This window comes from Lysinibacillus sp. EB106-09-02-XG168, assembly GCF_058791475.1.
On the sequence record NZ_JBYTDN010000003.1, the window covers coordinates 3926051 to 3943183 of the forward strand.

The 17133-nt window shown below is 36.8% G+C and carries 14 protein-coding genes and 1 riboswitch; all 14 genes read right to left on the reverse strand.

Going from position 1 to position 17133, the window contains the following annotated elements; all coding sequences use genetic code 11:
* Nucleotides 1-42: 42 nt before the first annotated feature.
* The 14 genes from AC3WSO_RS19980 to AC3WSO_RS20045 all read right to left on the reverse strand — a co-directional run bounded on the left by AC3WSO_RS19980 (nucleotide 43) and on the right by AC3WSO_RS20045 (nucleotide 17069).
* Nucleotides 43-894, reverse strand: a complete 852-nt coding sequence (locus AC3WSO_RS19980; RefSeq protein WP_492533173.1) for an amidase — start codon at nucleotides 892-894, stop codon at nucleotides 43-45.
* A gap of 427 nt (nucleotides 895-1321) precedes the next feature.
* Nucleotides 1322-2485, reverse strand: coding sequence for a dicarboxylate/amino acid:cation symporter (locus AC3WSO_RS19985; protein ID WP_492533174.1), 1164 nt, complete (start codon nucleotides 2483-2485; stop codon nucleotides 1322-1324).
* 179 nt (nucleotides 2486-2664) lie between these two features.
* Nucleotides 2665-5844, reverse strand: a complete 3180-nt coding sequence (locus tag AC3WSO_RS19990) for a hypothetical protein (RefSeq protein ID WP_492533176.1) — start codon at nucleotides 5842-5844, stop codon at nucleotides 2665-2667.
* Nucleotides 5841-7265 (reverse strand): glycosyltransferase family 2 protein, encoded by a 1425-nt coding sequence (locus AC3WSO_RS19995; protein WP_492533177.1) that lies wholly within the window; start codon nucleotides 7263-7265, stop codon nucleotides 5841-5843. Before AC3WSO_RS19995 ends, AC3WSO_RS19990 begins: the two co-directional genes overlap by 4 nt.
* Nucleotides 7262-8308: a HEAT repeat domain-containing protein gene (locus AC3WSO_RS20000; protein ID WP_492533178.1), complete on the reverse strand. Its 1047-nt coding sequence runs from the start codon at nucleotides 8306-8308 to the stop codon at nucleotides 7262-7264. Before AC3WSO_RS20000 ends, AC3WSO_RS19995 begins: the two co-directional genes overlap by 4 nt.
* Nucleotides 8305-9189: a response regulator gene (locus tag AC3WSO_RS20005; RefSeq protein ID WP_492533180.1), complete on the reverse strand. Its 885-nt coding sequence runs from the start codon at nucleotides 9187-9189 to the stop codon at nucleotides 8305-8307. Before AC3WSO_RS20005 ends, AC3WSO_RS20000 begins: the two co-directional genes overlap by 4 nt.
* Before the next feature lie 287 nt (nucleotides 9190-9476).
* Nucleotides 9477-10331 (reverse strand): MetQ/NlpA family ABC transporter substrate-binding protein, encoded by an 855-nt coding sequence (locus AC3WSO_RS20010; RefSeq protein WP_492533181.1) that lies wholly within the window; start codon nucleotides 10329-10331, stop codon nucleotides 9477-9479.
* Nucleotides 10332-10438: 107 nt separating this feature from the next.
* Nucleotides 10439-11107 carry a methionine ABC transporter permease gene (locus AC3WSO_RS20015; RefSeq protein ID WP_197143304.1) on the reverse strand — a complete coding sequence of 223 codons (669 nt, stop codon included), beginning with the start codon at nucleotides 11105-11107 and terminating at the stop codon, nucleotides 10439-10441.
* A complete protein-coding gene (locus tag AC3WSO_RS20020; RefSeq protein WP_492533183.1) occupies nucleotides 11097-12125 on the reverse strand; it encodes a methionine ABC transporter ATP-binding protein in 1029 nt (342 codons plus the stop codon). Before AC3WSO_RS20020 ends, AC3WSO_RS20015 begins: the two co-directional genes overlap by 11 nt.
* A 482-nt stretch (nucleotides 12126-12607) precedes the next feature.
* Nucleotides 12608-12712: riboswitch (SAM riboswitch) on the reverse strand.
* A gap of 62 nt (nucleotides 12713-12774) precedes the next feature.
* Complete coding sequence (locus AC3WSO_RS20025; protein ID WP_492533184.1) at nucleotides 12775-13077, reverse strand: thioredoxin family protein; 303 nt, start codon at nucleotides 13075-13077, stop codon at nucleotides 12775-12777.
* Between the two features lie 16 nt (nucleotides 13078-13093).
* Complete coding sequence (locus AC3WSO_RS20030; protein WP_079561464.1) at nucleotides 13094-13435, reverse strand: toprim domain-containing protein; 342 nt, start codon at nucleotides 13433-13435, stop codon at nucleotides 13094-13096.
* 199 nt (nucleotides 13436-13634) lie between these two features.
* Entirely contained in the window at nucleotides 13635-14015 is a 381-nt protein-coding gene (gene gcvH, locus AC3WSO_RS20035) for a glycine cleavage system protein GcvH (RefSeq protein WP_079561463.1), read from the reverse strand.
* A gap of 161 nt (nucleotides 14016-14176) precedes the next feature.
* Nucleotides 14177-14533, reverse strand: a complete 357-nt coding sequence (locus AC3WSO_RS20040; protein WP_492533186.1) for an arsenate reductase family protein — start codon at nucleotides 14531-14533, stop codon at nucleotides 14177-14179.
* 751 nt (nucleotides 14534-15284) lie between these two features.
* A complete protein-coding gene (locus AC3WSO_RS20045; RefSeq protein WP_492533187.1) occupies nucleotides 15285-17069 on the reverse strand; it encodes an acyl-CoA dehydrogenase FadE in 1785 nt (594 codons plus the stop codon).
* Nucleotides 17070-17133 lie beyond the last annotated feature (64 nt).

Genomic DNA, 17133 nt, shown 5'->3' on the forward strand with positions numbered 1-17133 from the left:
GAAGGTAGATTCCCTCGCCATTACAAGACACTTTTATCCTGGTTAATGGAATTCGGCAAATTTATGGTCGCATTTCCATCCAACTTTCAAGATGGTGGATCGCAGTGCCTTTGAAGCTCTTTTTTTTGAAAAATGTTTTTGAACTTTGTTCAATTGTCGGTCCATATAAGCTTCTCCTTCTTCTGAGAAGCTAACTAAGTTACCCTCTTCTGACTTCAAAGTTTCAACACCTACAACAACTTTTTTATCCATTCGGTTAGCATATTCAATTTCATTTTTTACGATTTGTATAATGTCCTTTGAATTATCTCGGTAAGCCATTATAGTCACACCATCTGAATAGTTAATTACCCACTCAGATAAAATACCTTTACCATATTTAGTCTCATATGAGATTTCGTCATACCAAAAAGGTATATCTAATTCTAGTGGTAATTTTAATGACTGTGCTTTCTTTTTCGCATGAATAACTAACTGTTGGTAGGTTTGAATCGCAGCTGTTCGTTTTGTAGACCAAATATTTGTATCATATGGCTCAATATCTAAATGTATTCCTAAAAAACGTTGTGACTCTGTCGCTTCACGTTGAAAAAGCTCTAGCCAATTCATAAGTTGGTTTTGATACTCAACGCCATTCTCTGTAATCCAATTGACTTCCCCAGCAAGTGCGTATATTTGGATGTTTTTTGCTGAGGCCTTTTCTATAAAGCTTTGATACACACTTCTAGATATATCATAATCAACTTGTAAATAAACTTTGTTTATTCGTTTACTTTGCAAAAATTGTAATACGTTGGTTTCGTTATCTACAAGCATCCACGTATTCCAAATCCATGTAGAACGTTCATCTTCTGTAATACTATCTGCCTTTATAGTTGCACTATTTAGTGACATAACTAATATACATATGATTAAAAACTTAAACTTTCGACTATTAATAATTTCACACAGCCCCATTCGTTCAAATTAGTTATACCATATCGAAAATCTCTACAAATAGAAATAAACAAAAAGAAGGATATGTGTCTTCTTATTTATGCTCCTCATAGAATAGGAATTTATTCTTAAAGACTGATCAATCTATCAGTATTTTTCTATAGACGCATGCCGGGCGCATCAAAAAAGCAATATGACCACAAATGAGATCATATTGCTTATTCGTAAATATTTCCTTATGAAAAGTTCCTAAATGGCGAAGGTTAGTTGATTCTTTTCGTCACTTAAGCAATTCTATCAATCTATCCACGACTTTGTGAATTCTAACTGTCAGTCCGGGGTTCTTTCTGTCGCTTTAGCGGTTCTTTTCGCCACTCAGTTTTTATTAATTAGTCTCTTTGTTGAAACGATCGACAATCATAGATAATGCTCCATCTCCCGTTACATTTGTAGCTGTACCAAAGCTATCTTGTGCTATGTACAGTGCGATCATTAGTGCAACCATTGTTTCATCGAAGCCGAGCATTGTTTGCAGTAAACCTATTGCCGCCATGACTCCTCCTCCTGGGACACCGGGTGCAGCAACCATTGTAATACCTAGCATAAATATAAAGCCGATATATTGCGCAAAGCCTATATCCATACCGTTCATCATCATAACACCTAAAGAACAAGTTACGATTGTAATCGTACTACCTGATAAATGAATAGTTGCAAACAGTGGGATTGTAAAATTCGTTACTTTTTCTGAAGCCCCTGTTTTTTGTGATTGTCGCAATGTAACCGGAATAGCTGCAGCTGAAGATTGTGTGCCTAATGCTGTAAAATACGCAGGTAGCATTGTTCGAAGTAACTTAAGCGGATTTTTCTTATTTAAAGTTCCCGCAGTAGTGTATTGCACTAGCAATATTACCCAATGCATCGCAATTATTAGTCCGAAGACAATTGCGAAGACTGATAATATTTTTGCTACTTGACCTCCATATGTCATGTTCAAGAAGATCCCAAAAATATGGAATGGTAAAAGTGGAATAATAACAAATGAAATTAACTTTTCAATGATTACGTTAAACTCTTCAAAACCACGTTTCATCACATCGCCTTTGATGGCAGTCATACCAATCCCTACGATAAATGCAAAAATTAATGCTGACATCACGCCCATTAATGGGGGCATTTCAACTTTAAAGAATGCCTGTGCTAAAAATTCCTCTGGGTTTTTCATACTTTCCATAGCACCATTTGATATGAAGTTGGGCAACACATTTCGCGCTACTAAAAAGGCGAATATGCCTGCAATGATTGTTGAGAAATAGGCAAAGAATGTTGCCAAACCTAATAATTTTCCTGAGCCTTTCCCAAGCTGAGCAATGCCCGGAGCAATAAATGCAATAATAATAAGTGGTACAACGAAATTTAAGAAATTACCGAATAAGCCATTAAATGTTGCAAATATACGTACAAATGACTCCGGCATAAAACCTCCAAATATTACCGCTAAAAAGATAGCGACAATAATTTTTGCCAATAGACCAAATTTTAACTTCACTATAATGTCCTCCTTAAAAAAACAACTGTCTTTCTCGAATGTATTAGTAGTAATTTAACATAAACAATCGTAAGAATATACAGTTCGAAGAATAGACGGAATTGCAAAACTTTTCTTTATTTTCTACCGAACAATAAAAACTTAGAATAGGTAAATACTCACCTATCCTAAGCTTCTACTTAATACGCTTTAAATAATTTTTGTAAAATATAATATGATTGTTTTAAACGCTCTTCAAACTTAGGCGTTTGCCATGGTTCCCAAGTATAAGCTGAGAGTTTCGGTAAGACTTGGTCATTTGTCTCTGGTAAAGATTTTACAACTTTGCCCTCTTTATCTACAAAGACCGCACCAATATAAATATTATCTACCTTAGTAGAAGCTGTCTCTCCATCTTTATATAGATCTCCCATAAACTCACGTTGGCTTGGATCTCTAGTTTGGATCAGTAGCCAAGGAATTCGTAGCTCAATCACATGATCATCCGTCCATGTATAGTCTACTAACGAATTATAATCTTTTGATTTTGGATTGGCATTCCCTTGAAGCAGCTTCCCTGTTTCATAATGACTGAAATCAGTAGTAATATTTTGCTCTGGTAAGTACAACTCTTTATTTAACACATAATAAATCGGTGCAAACTTACCACTATTTTTTGTCGGAACTGCCATACGAGGTGGAATCAGATTTATATTATGACCGTAAAAATAATCATAGAAATCATAGTATTCATCTATGACCACTCGAGAGTCTCCACTTTTATTTAATTCCACAATAAAATCTACGCCATTTGAAAACGTCATATCTTTTATTGATGTAGCTGAAGTATTCCCTTGATTTGGTACTACATCAAGTAAAATACGAGGTGATGCTTGTTCTAAAACATCACTTTTTAATTTGAGATACAAGTATCTTTCATCATAATCGACAGCAAAATCTGTTGAGTCAGAAGGTGAGGTATTGTACATTTGTGTACCTTTCCATTCCTTAGTATCGCCGTCTACTTTTACTTTAAATCGATCAAAGCTTAGTACGCCAAATTGCTGTTCATTTGTTTGTGCATTAGACCAAAACGGTCGACGGTTTGGATCATCATAATCCATCGTATTCCACGTCCGCTTAAACCACTCGTCCTGCCATGTAAAGACTAGGCCTCCGAGCAAGCCTTCATGCATAATATCTTCATATAAATGTTGTAGCGTTTCACCTTGTTGTTGTTCGGACATATGGCCCTGATTCCAGCCATAAACATTTTCATGTGTCATACCACGAGCTGCAGGTATTCCAAATTCCGCGACAAGAACAGGCATATTATGTGCTTCATGTAGTTCTTTTAAATATCCTGCATAACTATTTTTATTGCCCCGGAAATCTTTATAATTTAAATATTTTTGATCGTAGTTAAAGAAGTCAGGGTAATAAGGATACACATGATAGGAAGCAAATTGACCCGGTGCCTGCATCTCACCTTTCGTATAGATGACATTTGGATTTACGCCTACCAAATCCTCATCCTCAGAAGGCTCAGATGGATGGTCTAATAAGTCGGTTGTTACCCAGTTTGTGAAACTCATTGGACGGATCCAATTATATTTATCCTTTTCGTAAACAGTAATAAGATCCATTTGCTCGGCTAACCAATGTTCAAATGGTGCAGCATTTTTCGTTTCAAAATACGTCCCATTGTATTCGCCTATATTAGCGTGTTTCTCGTTCGTACCAACAACCATACGCGGATACCATTCGATTCCTAGCACCCAGCCTATTATATATTTTGAAACGTCCACATCATATAATCCTGAGGCATGTCCTGCTACTGGCTTCACATAAGTATTACCGTGGATAACGTCCACCATTCGTTTCATTTCAAGTTGAAAATCCTTTAAAGTAGCTTCATCATAGGCATCTAATGAATCAACCAAACCTTCTTCGCTAATCCATACACCATGCAATACATACAGTGGTTTATCTGGATTTTCTTCATTGTATTTTGCAAGTGCCCGATAAAAACCTGGCGGGTGTAATGTATATACTCGAATCGTATTGGCATTCATCTCAGCAATTTGTCGGAACCATCGATAGTACTCTTCTTCCGTAATAGCAGCCTCGCCAGGAAATGCTCCTGGTTTACCCATACCGATATTAACGCCCTTAAAGACTATCGGCTCCCATTTTCCATCTCGTAAAACTTCAAATGATTCGCCCTTAATACGTGCGTTATAATTTAATTTGCCATGATTAACGTTTTCTTGAACTTCTTTTTGCTCAAACGTTTCAAAAATTTTATGCATGACTGGTATATAGATTGACCAATAAAACGAACTATCTGCATACTTCTCCGCATATTTATAAATGGTCGGTAATCCTTTTATTTTGTAAAGGGTTGGCACACGGGACATATCGTTAAAGTCTCCAGCAAAATAATAGCTTGTCGTGTAGCGTTTATCCTGTGAAACGATTGCCGCAAATTGCTGTGGAATATCGTTGTCCTCTAAAAGTTTTTCCCCTTCTTTTGTTAAGTCCCATTCATAATTAGCGAGAGCATCCTCTGCATATTTAGGTGTGATAATATCAAACCAATAGCCATATTCTGCACGAGCAGAGGTGTTGAAGAACTTTTTCCCTTCTTCAGTAAATTGCACCTGAATACCTTCTGTGTTTACATGCTTGTCCAACTCTAGCACAATGAGCTTTTCTGTAATTTCATTAAATAGAAGAAAGCCTCCGCCTTTGTATGGCCAATTATCGCCTTGTTCATCTATGACCCATTGTGGAATTTCTGTATTTTTATGATAATCAAGCTCATCAAAATATCGCCCAATCCATCCAGACCATGAAATTCCTAAATAATCTTGTAACTCTTTTCTAACTTCTGCTGACGTCGGTGATGCAAATGTATTGTATTCAGCAATTAACATACTTTTCTTATTTGTTGCTAAACGATCTACTATAGACTGCCATTCACCCATTTCCAAGCCGCCTACAATTTTTTCTGATCGTTTACCTAAGCGTTTTTTTTCATTTAAATCATCCTTATAAACCCCGTACGTATCAGCCAAATAAATAACATCATAATTACTATAGTCAGTCGGAAACTTTTTTTCTGACACGTTCTTCGTTTTATCATTTGGAAGCGTACCATAGTAATTTTTTTGTACATCATACGAATGCTCATCGATTGTGTATTTATAATGGTTTAAAAACCAGTTCACACCTAAATGCTCTCGATAAGTTTCGTTCGGAACCGTTTTATCTAGAATCGCAACGTTGAGCGATTTTTCATCGCTGAAATACCACCATGCTATAGGTGTAATAATGAGAATTAGAACGACTATAATCCCTATATATATACGCTTCATACATTTTTCTCCTTTTCACCAATGCCGACACGCTTCATATTACCCCAATCGCTTCTTCTTAGTACAAACCGGATCAATCCCTCACAGCGCCAAAAAAGAGTGAGTGGTCGATACCAGAAAATTTCAGTAAAAGCTAAAAGTATCATGCGTAGTAGCTCTCTCGGTTTCGGATAAGTATTCAAAATCCATGCTTCGAATAATATAGAAGCTATTGAAAAAATCACCCCATAAATAACGAAAAGCAGTAACAGGATTATGGCTATTTCATAATAGATTTTCCCTAAGAAAAATGCCACTACGATATAAATGTAACCACCTAGCTCAACTAGTGGACCTAGGCATTCTACTAGCCAAAAGTATGGAAATGAAAGCAAGCCTATTAAGCCATATTTAGGATTCAACGTCATCGTCTTATGCTTCCATAGGCTTTCAAATAATCCTTGATGCCAACGTCTACGCTGGTTTCGCAAAACCCCTAATGACTGAGGTGCTTCAGTCCAGCACACAGGATCTGGAACAAATTCTATACGTTTCTTTTCTTTTTTCTTTCTTATCAAACGGTGAATATTCACGACAAGCTCCATGTCTTCTCCAATAATATTCGTTGAATAACCGCCCGCTTGCACAGCCCATTCCTTCGAAAACACACTAAATGCTCCCGAAATAATAAGCACAAGATTGTATTTACTTAAAGCTATTCGCCCCATTAAAAAGGCCCGCGCATATTCTATTATTTGCATGATCACTAAGTAATTATTTGATAAGTGTGTTTCAGTAACGGAACCAAGCTGCATTTTTGCGCCATTGGCAATTCGGATATTTCCTCCTGCCGCAATCACTTCACCATCAGATAAAACAATCGGCTTCATCACACGAAGCAATGATTTTTCATCTAAGATTGAATCACCATCAATAGAGCAGAAATATGGATATTGAGATACATTAATACCAACATTTAATGCATCTGCCTTACCACCATTTTCTTTATCTACTAAAATACAATTTTTATAGATTTCAGATTCATAAATTTGTTTAACTTGTTTTGTAGGGATATGTGTACGAACAATTTTATCAACGGGCTTCATTCGGAGATGCTCGATTACGGTTTGTAGTGTAGAGTCAGTTGACCCGTCGTTAATAATGATAATTTCAGTTTGTGGATATCGTAAATTCAACAATGAATAGACTGTGTCTACAACGCCAATCTCTTCATTGTAAGCAGGGACTAATAAGGATACTGGTTTTGAGTAAAAGGCATCTGTATGCGCATCATCATACTCTGAGGGGTCTAATTTATAGCGTTTTCGCATAACTAGCATGGCAATAACAAACATGGCGCAATACGAAACAATAACAAACAACATATAAAATAGAATAAATCCACCAAAGAACCACATACAAAAATCTAAAAATACTTTCATTTGTTCCCTCGCTTTCTAACGATTGTTTCACGAGCCATGTCAATTGCATATGGGTCATTTGAGGACTCCATAAATTGCTGTAATTTTGCAATTCCATCTCTATTTTCTGCAATTGTTTTAGCAGCCTGTGAGCGAACCCACCAATTTTCATCTTGAAGAAGCTGTTCTAAATAAGCATAGCTATAGTTTAGTGGTACATGCTTAAATATTTTCGCAACCATTAATCTTATTTCCCACATATCTGATGTCACAAATGAGACATAAGGATCGATTTCATCAATTACACCAATTTCATAAAGACCTTTTAATGCTCTGATTTGTATTTCTGGAACTTCATGCGTTAATAGTTGTTTTAACTGATCAATGTATTGCATATTTCTTTTGACAGCTGCAGTATCAATTGCAGCAAATTGGATATTTGTTGTCCAACTATTAAAGTCTTCAAATAATCGAATAAATACGTCATCCTCTAACAAAACAAATACTCTTCTATACTCGCTTTCAGAATAATGAATGTTCGATTCTTTAATTTTTTCGATAAACAATTTTGGTTGGAAGATAGAGTAAATTTTTAACAGTTGAAAATATTCCTCCTCCGAAATTTTGGTTTTTTCGAATTGAAGACATGTCTCTAATAAGTCCTCTATCTGTAAATCAGCAATATGATATAAAGCATTCATTCTAATGCTCCATCGTTTACTGGACAAATCCTTTTCATAAAACTTTTTTAAATAGAGATTAGAAAACTCTTTTATTTTGTGTTGAACTTTTTCATTGCTTATATTTTTCAAATAAGATGAAAAGATTATTTCTATAGCTGCTACTTGCGCTCTCCCTCTAGGTACAAGCACTATAGAGAAAATTTCATCATTGATTAAATAGTTGTACCATTGCTGTGAAGAGTTTTGTAAAAAAGTATCACGCACTTCTGCAAAACGAATCTCCCGCTTGCGCTGAACAAGTATATAGATCGTAAATAAAAATAGAACTATTAATAAAACACCGCTGACCGTTAAAAGAAAAGGAATCGACAGCTTGATCATAGCCAAAACCTCGCAAAAGTCTTTTTAATTTTCGCTTCTAACAAACGTAAATTAAATGGTTTGACGATATATTCATCGACGCCACCTTCATAAGCATTCAGTGTTGCACCCTCTGAGTTTCGTTCTGACATCATATAAATGATGAACTTTTTCTCATTCGGCATTTCTCGCAAAATGTGCAAAATTTCTAAGCCATTTTTACGTGGTAAAATATCGTTCATCACAACTAAATGCATATGGCCAGATTTATAGTGATCGGACTGTAAAAAATCATAGCCATCTTCATAGGTCGACACGTCAAACGTATAATGAGGAATGTCTAAATTTTCGAGAGTCGTTTCTAGCACTTTTCTAAAGATTTCATTTTGTTCAATAATGCTAACCTTTACTTGCTCCCTTGGTTGTACACGATAATCTGTAACCTGTTCTACTGAGCAAGTCGGCTGTTCTTCATCAGCTAGTTTGTGCTTATTTTTCTCTAACAATGTGTCAAAATCAACATTATTATTTCTTATTTCAGTAATGGAAGCTTTTAACGCTATTTTTTGATATTCCCTTTCTTGCGTTAGAATTGCGAAAATCCGTTTTAAAAAAGCTTTTACCTCTACTTCACTACTTTGCAGAAAAAAGATTCCCCAATGCATACCATCTGCTAGTTGGAAAAGTAAATCTGTTTTTCGTATTTTAGATTTTAGAAAAGCAGAAATTTGATGATTCACTTGATTAAGTTCTATATCAGTTCCTTGTGGGAAATTCGCTACTTTAAAAAAGACTGCAGTCATTGTTAAACGTGAACGAATAACACTCTCACGCAAAATTTCAAAATAACCCTTCACCTCATGCTCCTGCATGATATCTTCCGCAACGATTAATTGATTCATTTGTGTTCACTCCAGTTGATGGAAGAAGCATTTTATACTTCTTCATTATTTTTCTATCATTCTTTTGATTTATAAACACAACAACTATAGTAATAAATATGACTAAGCAATTTCTATATAAAATTTTTGGTAAATCAATTACTTTTAAAATAATATTATATTTTTGCTATAAACTACAGAATAATACCTCTTTGGACAAAAAGTTATATTTTTCTGACAAAAGAATGCCATATTATAATAAGAAAAAAGGGTATGTAAGTTTTATACTTACATACCCTTTTTAACAATTATTTAACTGGTACAACTGAACCTTTCCATTCTTCAATAATGAAGTCTTGGATTTCTTTAGATTTTAATACTTCTATCAATTTTTTAATTTCTGGTTTTGTTTCATCACCAGCACGTACAGCTACAATATTTACATAAGGAGATTCTTTATCTTCAAGAGAAATCGCATCTTTCAATGGATTAATGCCGTTATCGATTGCAAAGTTCGAGTTAATTAAAACTGCATCGCCTTCATTATTTTCATACATTTGTACAAGCATTTCTGGAGCTGTATTTGCATCAAATTTGAAGTTTTTAGGGTTTTCTGCGATATCTTTTATTTCTGCTGCTGTTTTATCAACACCATCTTTTAATTTAATTAAGCCCTTAGCTTCTAACAATGAAAGCATACGACCGTGGTCTGAAACTGAGCTAGAAAGTAAAATTGTTGCACCTTTTGGTAGATCCTCAAGAGATTTATATTTTTTAGAGTAAATTCCGATTGGTTCAATGTGAATGGCACCAGCATTTTCAAAGTCATAGCCATTTTCTTTCATGCTAAGCTCTAAGAAAGGTAGGTGTTGGAAATAGTTTGCATCAAGTTCACCTGATTCTAAATGTTGGTTTGGTAATACATAATCTTGATAAGTTTCTATTTCAAGATCGATACCTTCTTTAGCTAAAGCTGGTTTTGCTTTTTCTAAAATAACCGCATGAGGCGTATTAGAAGCACCTATTGTTAATGTTACATTTTCATTACTGTCTGATTTTTCACCAGATGATGTGTTTTTAGTATCATCTTTTTTACCAGCACCACAAGCAGCTAAGGCTAATACTAATACTGATAAAAATAATCCTGCTAATAATTTCTTCATTTTATTGCACTCCCTTTTAACTAATTTAAAATATGTTAGCGGTATAAAACCGAAAGAACCTTTTTGATGTTCGTAGCGAGATACGCTTTTTTGTCATTAGCGCCTTTTTAGCGTTTATCTGTTTTGGCTGTAATTAAGTCGCCAATCCATTGAATAATAAATACTACTATTAAGATTAATATAGTCGCCATTAAAGTTACATCTTGGCGATTGCGTTGGAAACCATCTAAGAATGCTAAGTTCCCTAGACCACCTGCACCGATAATACCTGCCATCGCAGTATAGCCCACAAGTGCTACAGCCGTTACAGTAAGACCAGAAATAAGCGCCGGTAACGATTCGGGAATTAATACTTTCCAAATAATCGTTGACGTTTTAGCACCCATTGAACGAGCCGCTTCAATAACGCCTTTATCGATTTCACGTAATGAAATTAATACCATACGCGCATAAAATGGTGCAGCTCCGATAATTAGTGCCGGTAAAGCCGCATCTGCGCCACGAATTGTGCCGAGTAAAAATTTTGTAAACGGAATTAATAAAATAATCAAAACGATAAATGGAATCGAACGGAAAATATTAACGATTGAGCCTGTTAAAAAGTTCACCAGTTTATTGGCCCATAGTTGGTTTGGACTTGATAAAAACAATAAGATCCCAATTACTAATCCAAGTATAAATGTGATCACTGTAGAGATTGTTGTCATGTACAACGTTTCATACGTAGCTTCCCACATTTTTTCCCAGTCAACATTCGGAAAGAGACTAGTTAGCATTGGCAATCACCTCCGTTTGTACTTCGACTGTATGCAAGTAGCTAAGTGCAGCTGCAACATTCGACTCTGTGCCTTCAATTTGTACAATAAGTGTACCGTACGCGCCATTTTTCGTTTGCGAAATATTACCATGCACTATACTTACTTCTACATCACACTTTTTCACAAGATGTGAGATGACAGGCTGCTCTGTTTTTTCTCCTACAAAGATTAGCTTTACAAGTTGTCCATTAGGGTAATTTGCTTTAATTTGTGCCACAGTTTCCTGTGTTTCCTTCGTATTTGTAATTTGAGAAACGAATTTTTTTGTAATGTCAGCTTGTGGCGCTTGGAATACTTGTAATACTTCACCACGTTCTACAATTTCTCCAGCTTCCATAACCGCTACACGGTGGCAAATTTTACGAATTACGTGCATTTCATGTGTAATTAATACGATTGTTAAACCTAGTCGTTCATTAATATCGACCAGTAAATCTAGGATAGCATCTGTTGTCTCCGGATCGAGTGCGGATGTTGCCTCATCACATAACAATACTTCTGGATTATTAGCAAGTGCACGAGCAATGCCTACACGTTGCTTTTGTCCCCCTGATAGTTGTGATGGATACGCTTTAGCACGTCCGTCTAAACCAACTAGTGTGATCAATTCTTTCACACGTGCCTCACGTTTTGCCTTTGGAACACCTGCGATTTCTAGTGGGAAAGCAATGTTTTCAGCAACAGTTCGAGACCAAAGTAAATTGAAATGTTGGAAAATCATACTGACCTTTTGTCTAGCATTTCTAAGCTTTTGCCCCTTTATGGATGAAAATTCCTGATTGTTAACCGTTACCGTTCCTGATGTAGGCTTTTCTAAACCGTTTAACAAGCGAATCATTGTACTTTTACCAGCGCCACTATAGCCGATAATGCCATAAATTTCACCTTTTTCAATAGAAAGGTTGACGTCTTTAACTGCTGTTAATTCGCCATTCGAGGTTTTGTATTTCTTCGTAATATTTTGAAGCTGAATCATAGCGAATTCTCCTTTTCTTATATCAATTGTGCCACGGCATAATTGTGTCTGGAATCGGCTTTGTGCTTAGGCCTGCAGATGTTTTTTGTGCGAAAGCGTAGTGCTAACGCAGCGGCAGCAACACGGGGGCCGACACGATGTCGGTCATTTCGGTAATGCCACAGGACGTGGCGTTTTTACCGATACAGGTCAGTTAGCTGTTACCCATGGATGCGATGGTTTTAGGCTAACATCCCCTAAGAAATCCTTTTCGATTCCATGACATCCGCCGTAGGCTTTAGGCCAACAAATGTTTACTGTGCGAAAGCGAAGCGTCAGCAACAACATGACGTTGGTCACTCAGTCGTTGCCACAGGATGTGGCGTTCTTAGACTGAGCTCCTCTATTTCAGCGGGTGTTCGGACATCCGCTGAAAGAAGTAAAAAAACCCCTTCAACTATAGACAAGTAGAAGGGGTCACGTAACTTATACGCTGAACCGTTCTCTCATCTTTCAAAGATAAAATCTTTGGGTGATTTGGCACCTTTTCACTTTGTGATGGTTGCCGGGCTTCATAGGGCACTTCCCTCCGCCGCTCTTTATAAGAGTTCGATATATTTATATTTTTTAGTATATTCGTACTTTACCACGTGAGTAAAGTTCCGTCAATTTATTTTTTTAACAATTCGTATAAATACGGTACGGATTGAAAGGCATAAACCTTTTCCGTCACTTTTCCGCCTTCACATACAAGTAAACACGGTACACTTTCGATTTTATTATGATAAGCGATTTGCTCAATAAAATTAATATTCGCTTTACCAACCTGTAGCTGTGGCAGCAATTGCTCAACAACCGACATCATTTTCGATGCAACTACACACGTTCCACACATTGGTGTATATAAATAAAAAGCAGCCTTTTCACCAGACTGGATAGCCACGTCCCACTGCTCTTTTGACCATTCTTCCATCTTTTTTCACGCAACCTTACAAAATATATTCATTATGGATTGAGAAATGTGCACGAAGCAAGATCGCCGCTAACACCTTTCTCGGAGTTGTCTCTACTTCCTTATATGTTGGCATTGTACGTAAATGCTCAGCCTCTGGATAATGTCTGTCCATTAATGCTCGTAGCTTATCACCCGATGTATCTGCATCAAAAAATGTATAAAGCTCACAGCCTTCATATGGATCAAGTAACTCTTCTAATTGATGCACACCAATTGTACCATTCGTGCAAAGTATTTTAACATGTTCATTTAAAATAGGTTCAATTTGAAGCTTATCCGAACGGCCTTCGACAATTAAGCATTTCCCCTCGAACATAACGCCACCCCCGTTTAGACATATCCCTTATCATTATTATATCAATAAATCTTGTCATTGATACTGTTAGACACTTATTGTTAAGGGAATATACTTTCATTCACCCTCATCCACTATGATGGCAGAATGGATGAAGATAATAAAAAACGTCGGTAGTTTCCGACGTTTTTCTATTACAGGCTTGTCTTATAAGCTTGTCTTATTCTGCAATCATTTCATCGTATTGCTCAGCTGTCATAAGCTTTTCAACTTCTGATGCATCAGCAGGCTCTACAACGATCATCCATGCTTTTTCATATGGTGATTCATTAACGAATTCTGGGCTATCTTCTAAATCTGCATTTACTTCAACTACTGTACCTGAGATTGGTGCATATAATTCAGAAACTGTTTTTACAGATTCTACGCTACCAAATGGATCATCTGTTTTGATTTCGTCGCCAACTTGTGGAAGTTCAACGAAAACGATATCTCCAAGTTCAGATTGTGCGAAATGAGAAATACCGATACGTACTTTTCCATCTTCTACTTTAACCCATTCGTGCTCTTCAGAGTAACGTAAGTCTTTAGGTGTGTTCATGCAAAAACCCCTCCATAAATATGTAATATATTCACTTTCAGTGTGCCATACTTCTTCCATAAAAACAAGAATCAATTATGCCTTGTTCATCTCAACACCTATAGAGGTGAAGACTTCTGATTTGACGCTTCGCTTTCGTTACATAAAACAATTTAAAAGCGTTATTTCCAAGCTTGCTCAAAATCTGATTCTTTAAACCCTAACGTAACTTTTTTTCCATCAGTTACAATTGGACGTTTAATTAACATACCATCTGAAGCAAGCAGTTCAAGTTGCTCCTCTTCAGTCATTTCAGCAAGCTTATCTTTCAAGCCAAGCTCGCGATATTTCATACCAGAAGTATTAAAAAATTTCTTTAAAGGTAGTCCACTTACTTGCCATAAGTTTAATAGTTCGTCCTTTGTTGGCGGTTGTTCGACAATGTGTACATCTTCATATGAAACTCCATTGTCATTTAGCCATTTTTGTGCTTTTTTACAAGTAGTACATTTCGGATATTGAATAAATTGAATCGTCATTTAAAGGCTCCTCTACTATCATTTTAGGAACTACATTTTCAGTGTATCCCTCATTTTCTGTAGTATACCATCATAACCGTTTCGAACCAAAGAAACTCATCGTATTAAAGTGTATGGATGATTTCCGTTCCGGCTGGACGCTTTCCTGGGGGCGTCCGATGAGCCGCTTCGCTGCGCTGCAGGGTCTCATCTGTGACACTGATTCCCAAGGAGTCGCCCAGCCTCCACTCCAATCAACCTATTCATATAGCGTGTATTACATGTTTCTCTAATTTAGAGTAATAAAATCAAACTTTAGCAAAAGGATTTTTCTGTACGAAAGTGGAGTGCCAACGTAACGATAGCAACAAATGTATCCTGCGCGAAAGCGAAGTGACAGGAACAGATGTACAATCGCCTTCACTATTCTGATTGATTATGATGAGTAGTCATAGAGCCCTCTTTTGACTTACATAAAATTTATTAAAGTTCTTCGGTATTGTTGATTGGAGTGAAAGGCTACTCGACTCCCGTGGGAAAGCGAGACAGTCGAGACCCTGAGGCCAACATGATGTTGGTCACGGAGGCATTGTCACAGGACGTGACGCATTTAGCCTTCGTTCCTTTAGCGAAGGAAGCGGCTCGACGCTCGCCCACAGAAAGCGAGTAGCCTGGAACGGAAATCCCCCCTCGTTTTGCAAGCGCTATACTTTATTTCCAACAAAAAACCTAGCTATCTCATCTATGCGGATAGCTAGGTTAGTCTGCTACATTAAACTACATATTTTTCTGCTTCAATTAATTTAACAGAAGCTTCACGTTTCTTCGCGATTAAGTTGTATGGGTTGTTGCGAGTTAATTTACGTAGTGCAGACAATGTCATGCGTGCAGCGTCGCCGTCTGCTGAAGCAAGAATCGTATCTTTTGCTTCTTTTTCAATTTCTGCAAATGCTTCTTGGCAGAAGATTTGAGTGTACAGTAATTTTTGATGAGCTTTTTCAGCACCGTCACGAGCAATCGCTTTTTCTGTACGCAATACTGCAGATTCCATAGCAAATAGTTGGTTTGCGATATTTGCAATCTTCACTAATACTTCTTGCTCCTGATCAAGCTTCGCGCCGTAGCGTTGTGCTGCTAAGCCAGATGCTAATACAGCAATTTTCTTCGCATTTTTCACAAGATATTTTTCCTGTGCTAGCGGCTCTGTGCCTACATCCTCAGGCATTAGCATAAGTAGCTCTTGTTGTAAATTTTGAGCAACTTGTAGTAACGGCAATTCACCTTTTATTGCCTTTTTCATAAATGTACCTGGTACAATCATGCGGTTAATTTCATTTGTACCTTCAAAAATACGATTAATACGAGAATCACGATAAATGCGCTCTACTTCGTATTCAGCCATAAAGCCGTAACCACCGTGTAATTGAACCGCTTCATCCGCAATGTAATCTAAAGTCTCAGAACCAAATACTTTAGCAATAGAACATTCAATAGCATATTCAGCAATTGCACTAGCAATCACTTTCCCTTGCTTTTGCTCATCTGGGCTTAGTTGACTTAAGCGGTCCTCAAATAAGCCTACTGTACGATAGTTTAATGACTCGGACGCATACAATTGTGATGCCATTGTCGATAATTTTTCTTTTGTTAAGTTGAAATCAGACAGCTTCGTTTTAAACTGCTGACGTTGATTTGTATATTGAATAGCAAGCTCTAATGCACGCTTCGAGCCACCGATTGTTCCAACTCCTAATTTATAGCGACCGATGTTTAAAATATTAAAAGCAATAACGTGTCCGCGTCCTACTTCACCTAAAAGATTTTCTACAGGTACTTCTGCATCTTCAAGGATTAAAGTACGTGTTGATGAAGATTTGATTCCCATTTTTTTCTCTTCTGCGCCAACTGAAACGCCATTGAAACCACGTTCTACGATAAATGCTGAGAATTTATCGCCATCGATTTTTGCATAGACAACAAATACATCTGCAAAGCCTGCATTTGTAATCCATTGCTTTTCACCATTTAAAATATAGTGTGTTCCTGCATCGTTTAACTTCGCAGTCGTTTTTGCACCTAATGCATCAGAACCTGAACCTGGCTCTGTCAATGCGTAAGCAGCGATTAATTCACCTGACGCAAGCTTTGGTAAATACGTCTTCTTTTGATCTTCATTTCCGAACAGGACGATTGGTAAAGAACCAATACCTACGTGTGCACCATGTGTAATAGAGAAGCCGCCAGCAACTGACATTTTTTCTGCGATTAATGCAGAAGAAACTTTGTCTAATCCTAACCCTTCATATTCTTCAGGTACATCCGCGCTTAGTAAGCCGAGCTCACCTGCACTTTTTAGTAGACGAACCGAATGCTCAAATTCATGGTTTTCTAAATTTTCAACGACCGGTAATACTTCATTTGCTACATACTCTTCAGTAGTTTTAGCAATCATTTTATGCTCATCTGTGAAATCTTCTGGTGTAAACACACGATTTAATTCCACATCTTCAATAATAAATCCGCCGCCTTTAATGAAATCCGTTGTTTTTTCTGTCATTCTAAATTCCTCCCTATATATCTATTTTTAATAGTTTTTATCTCGAATATATAGAAAAGCTTGA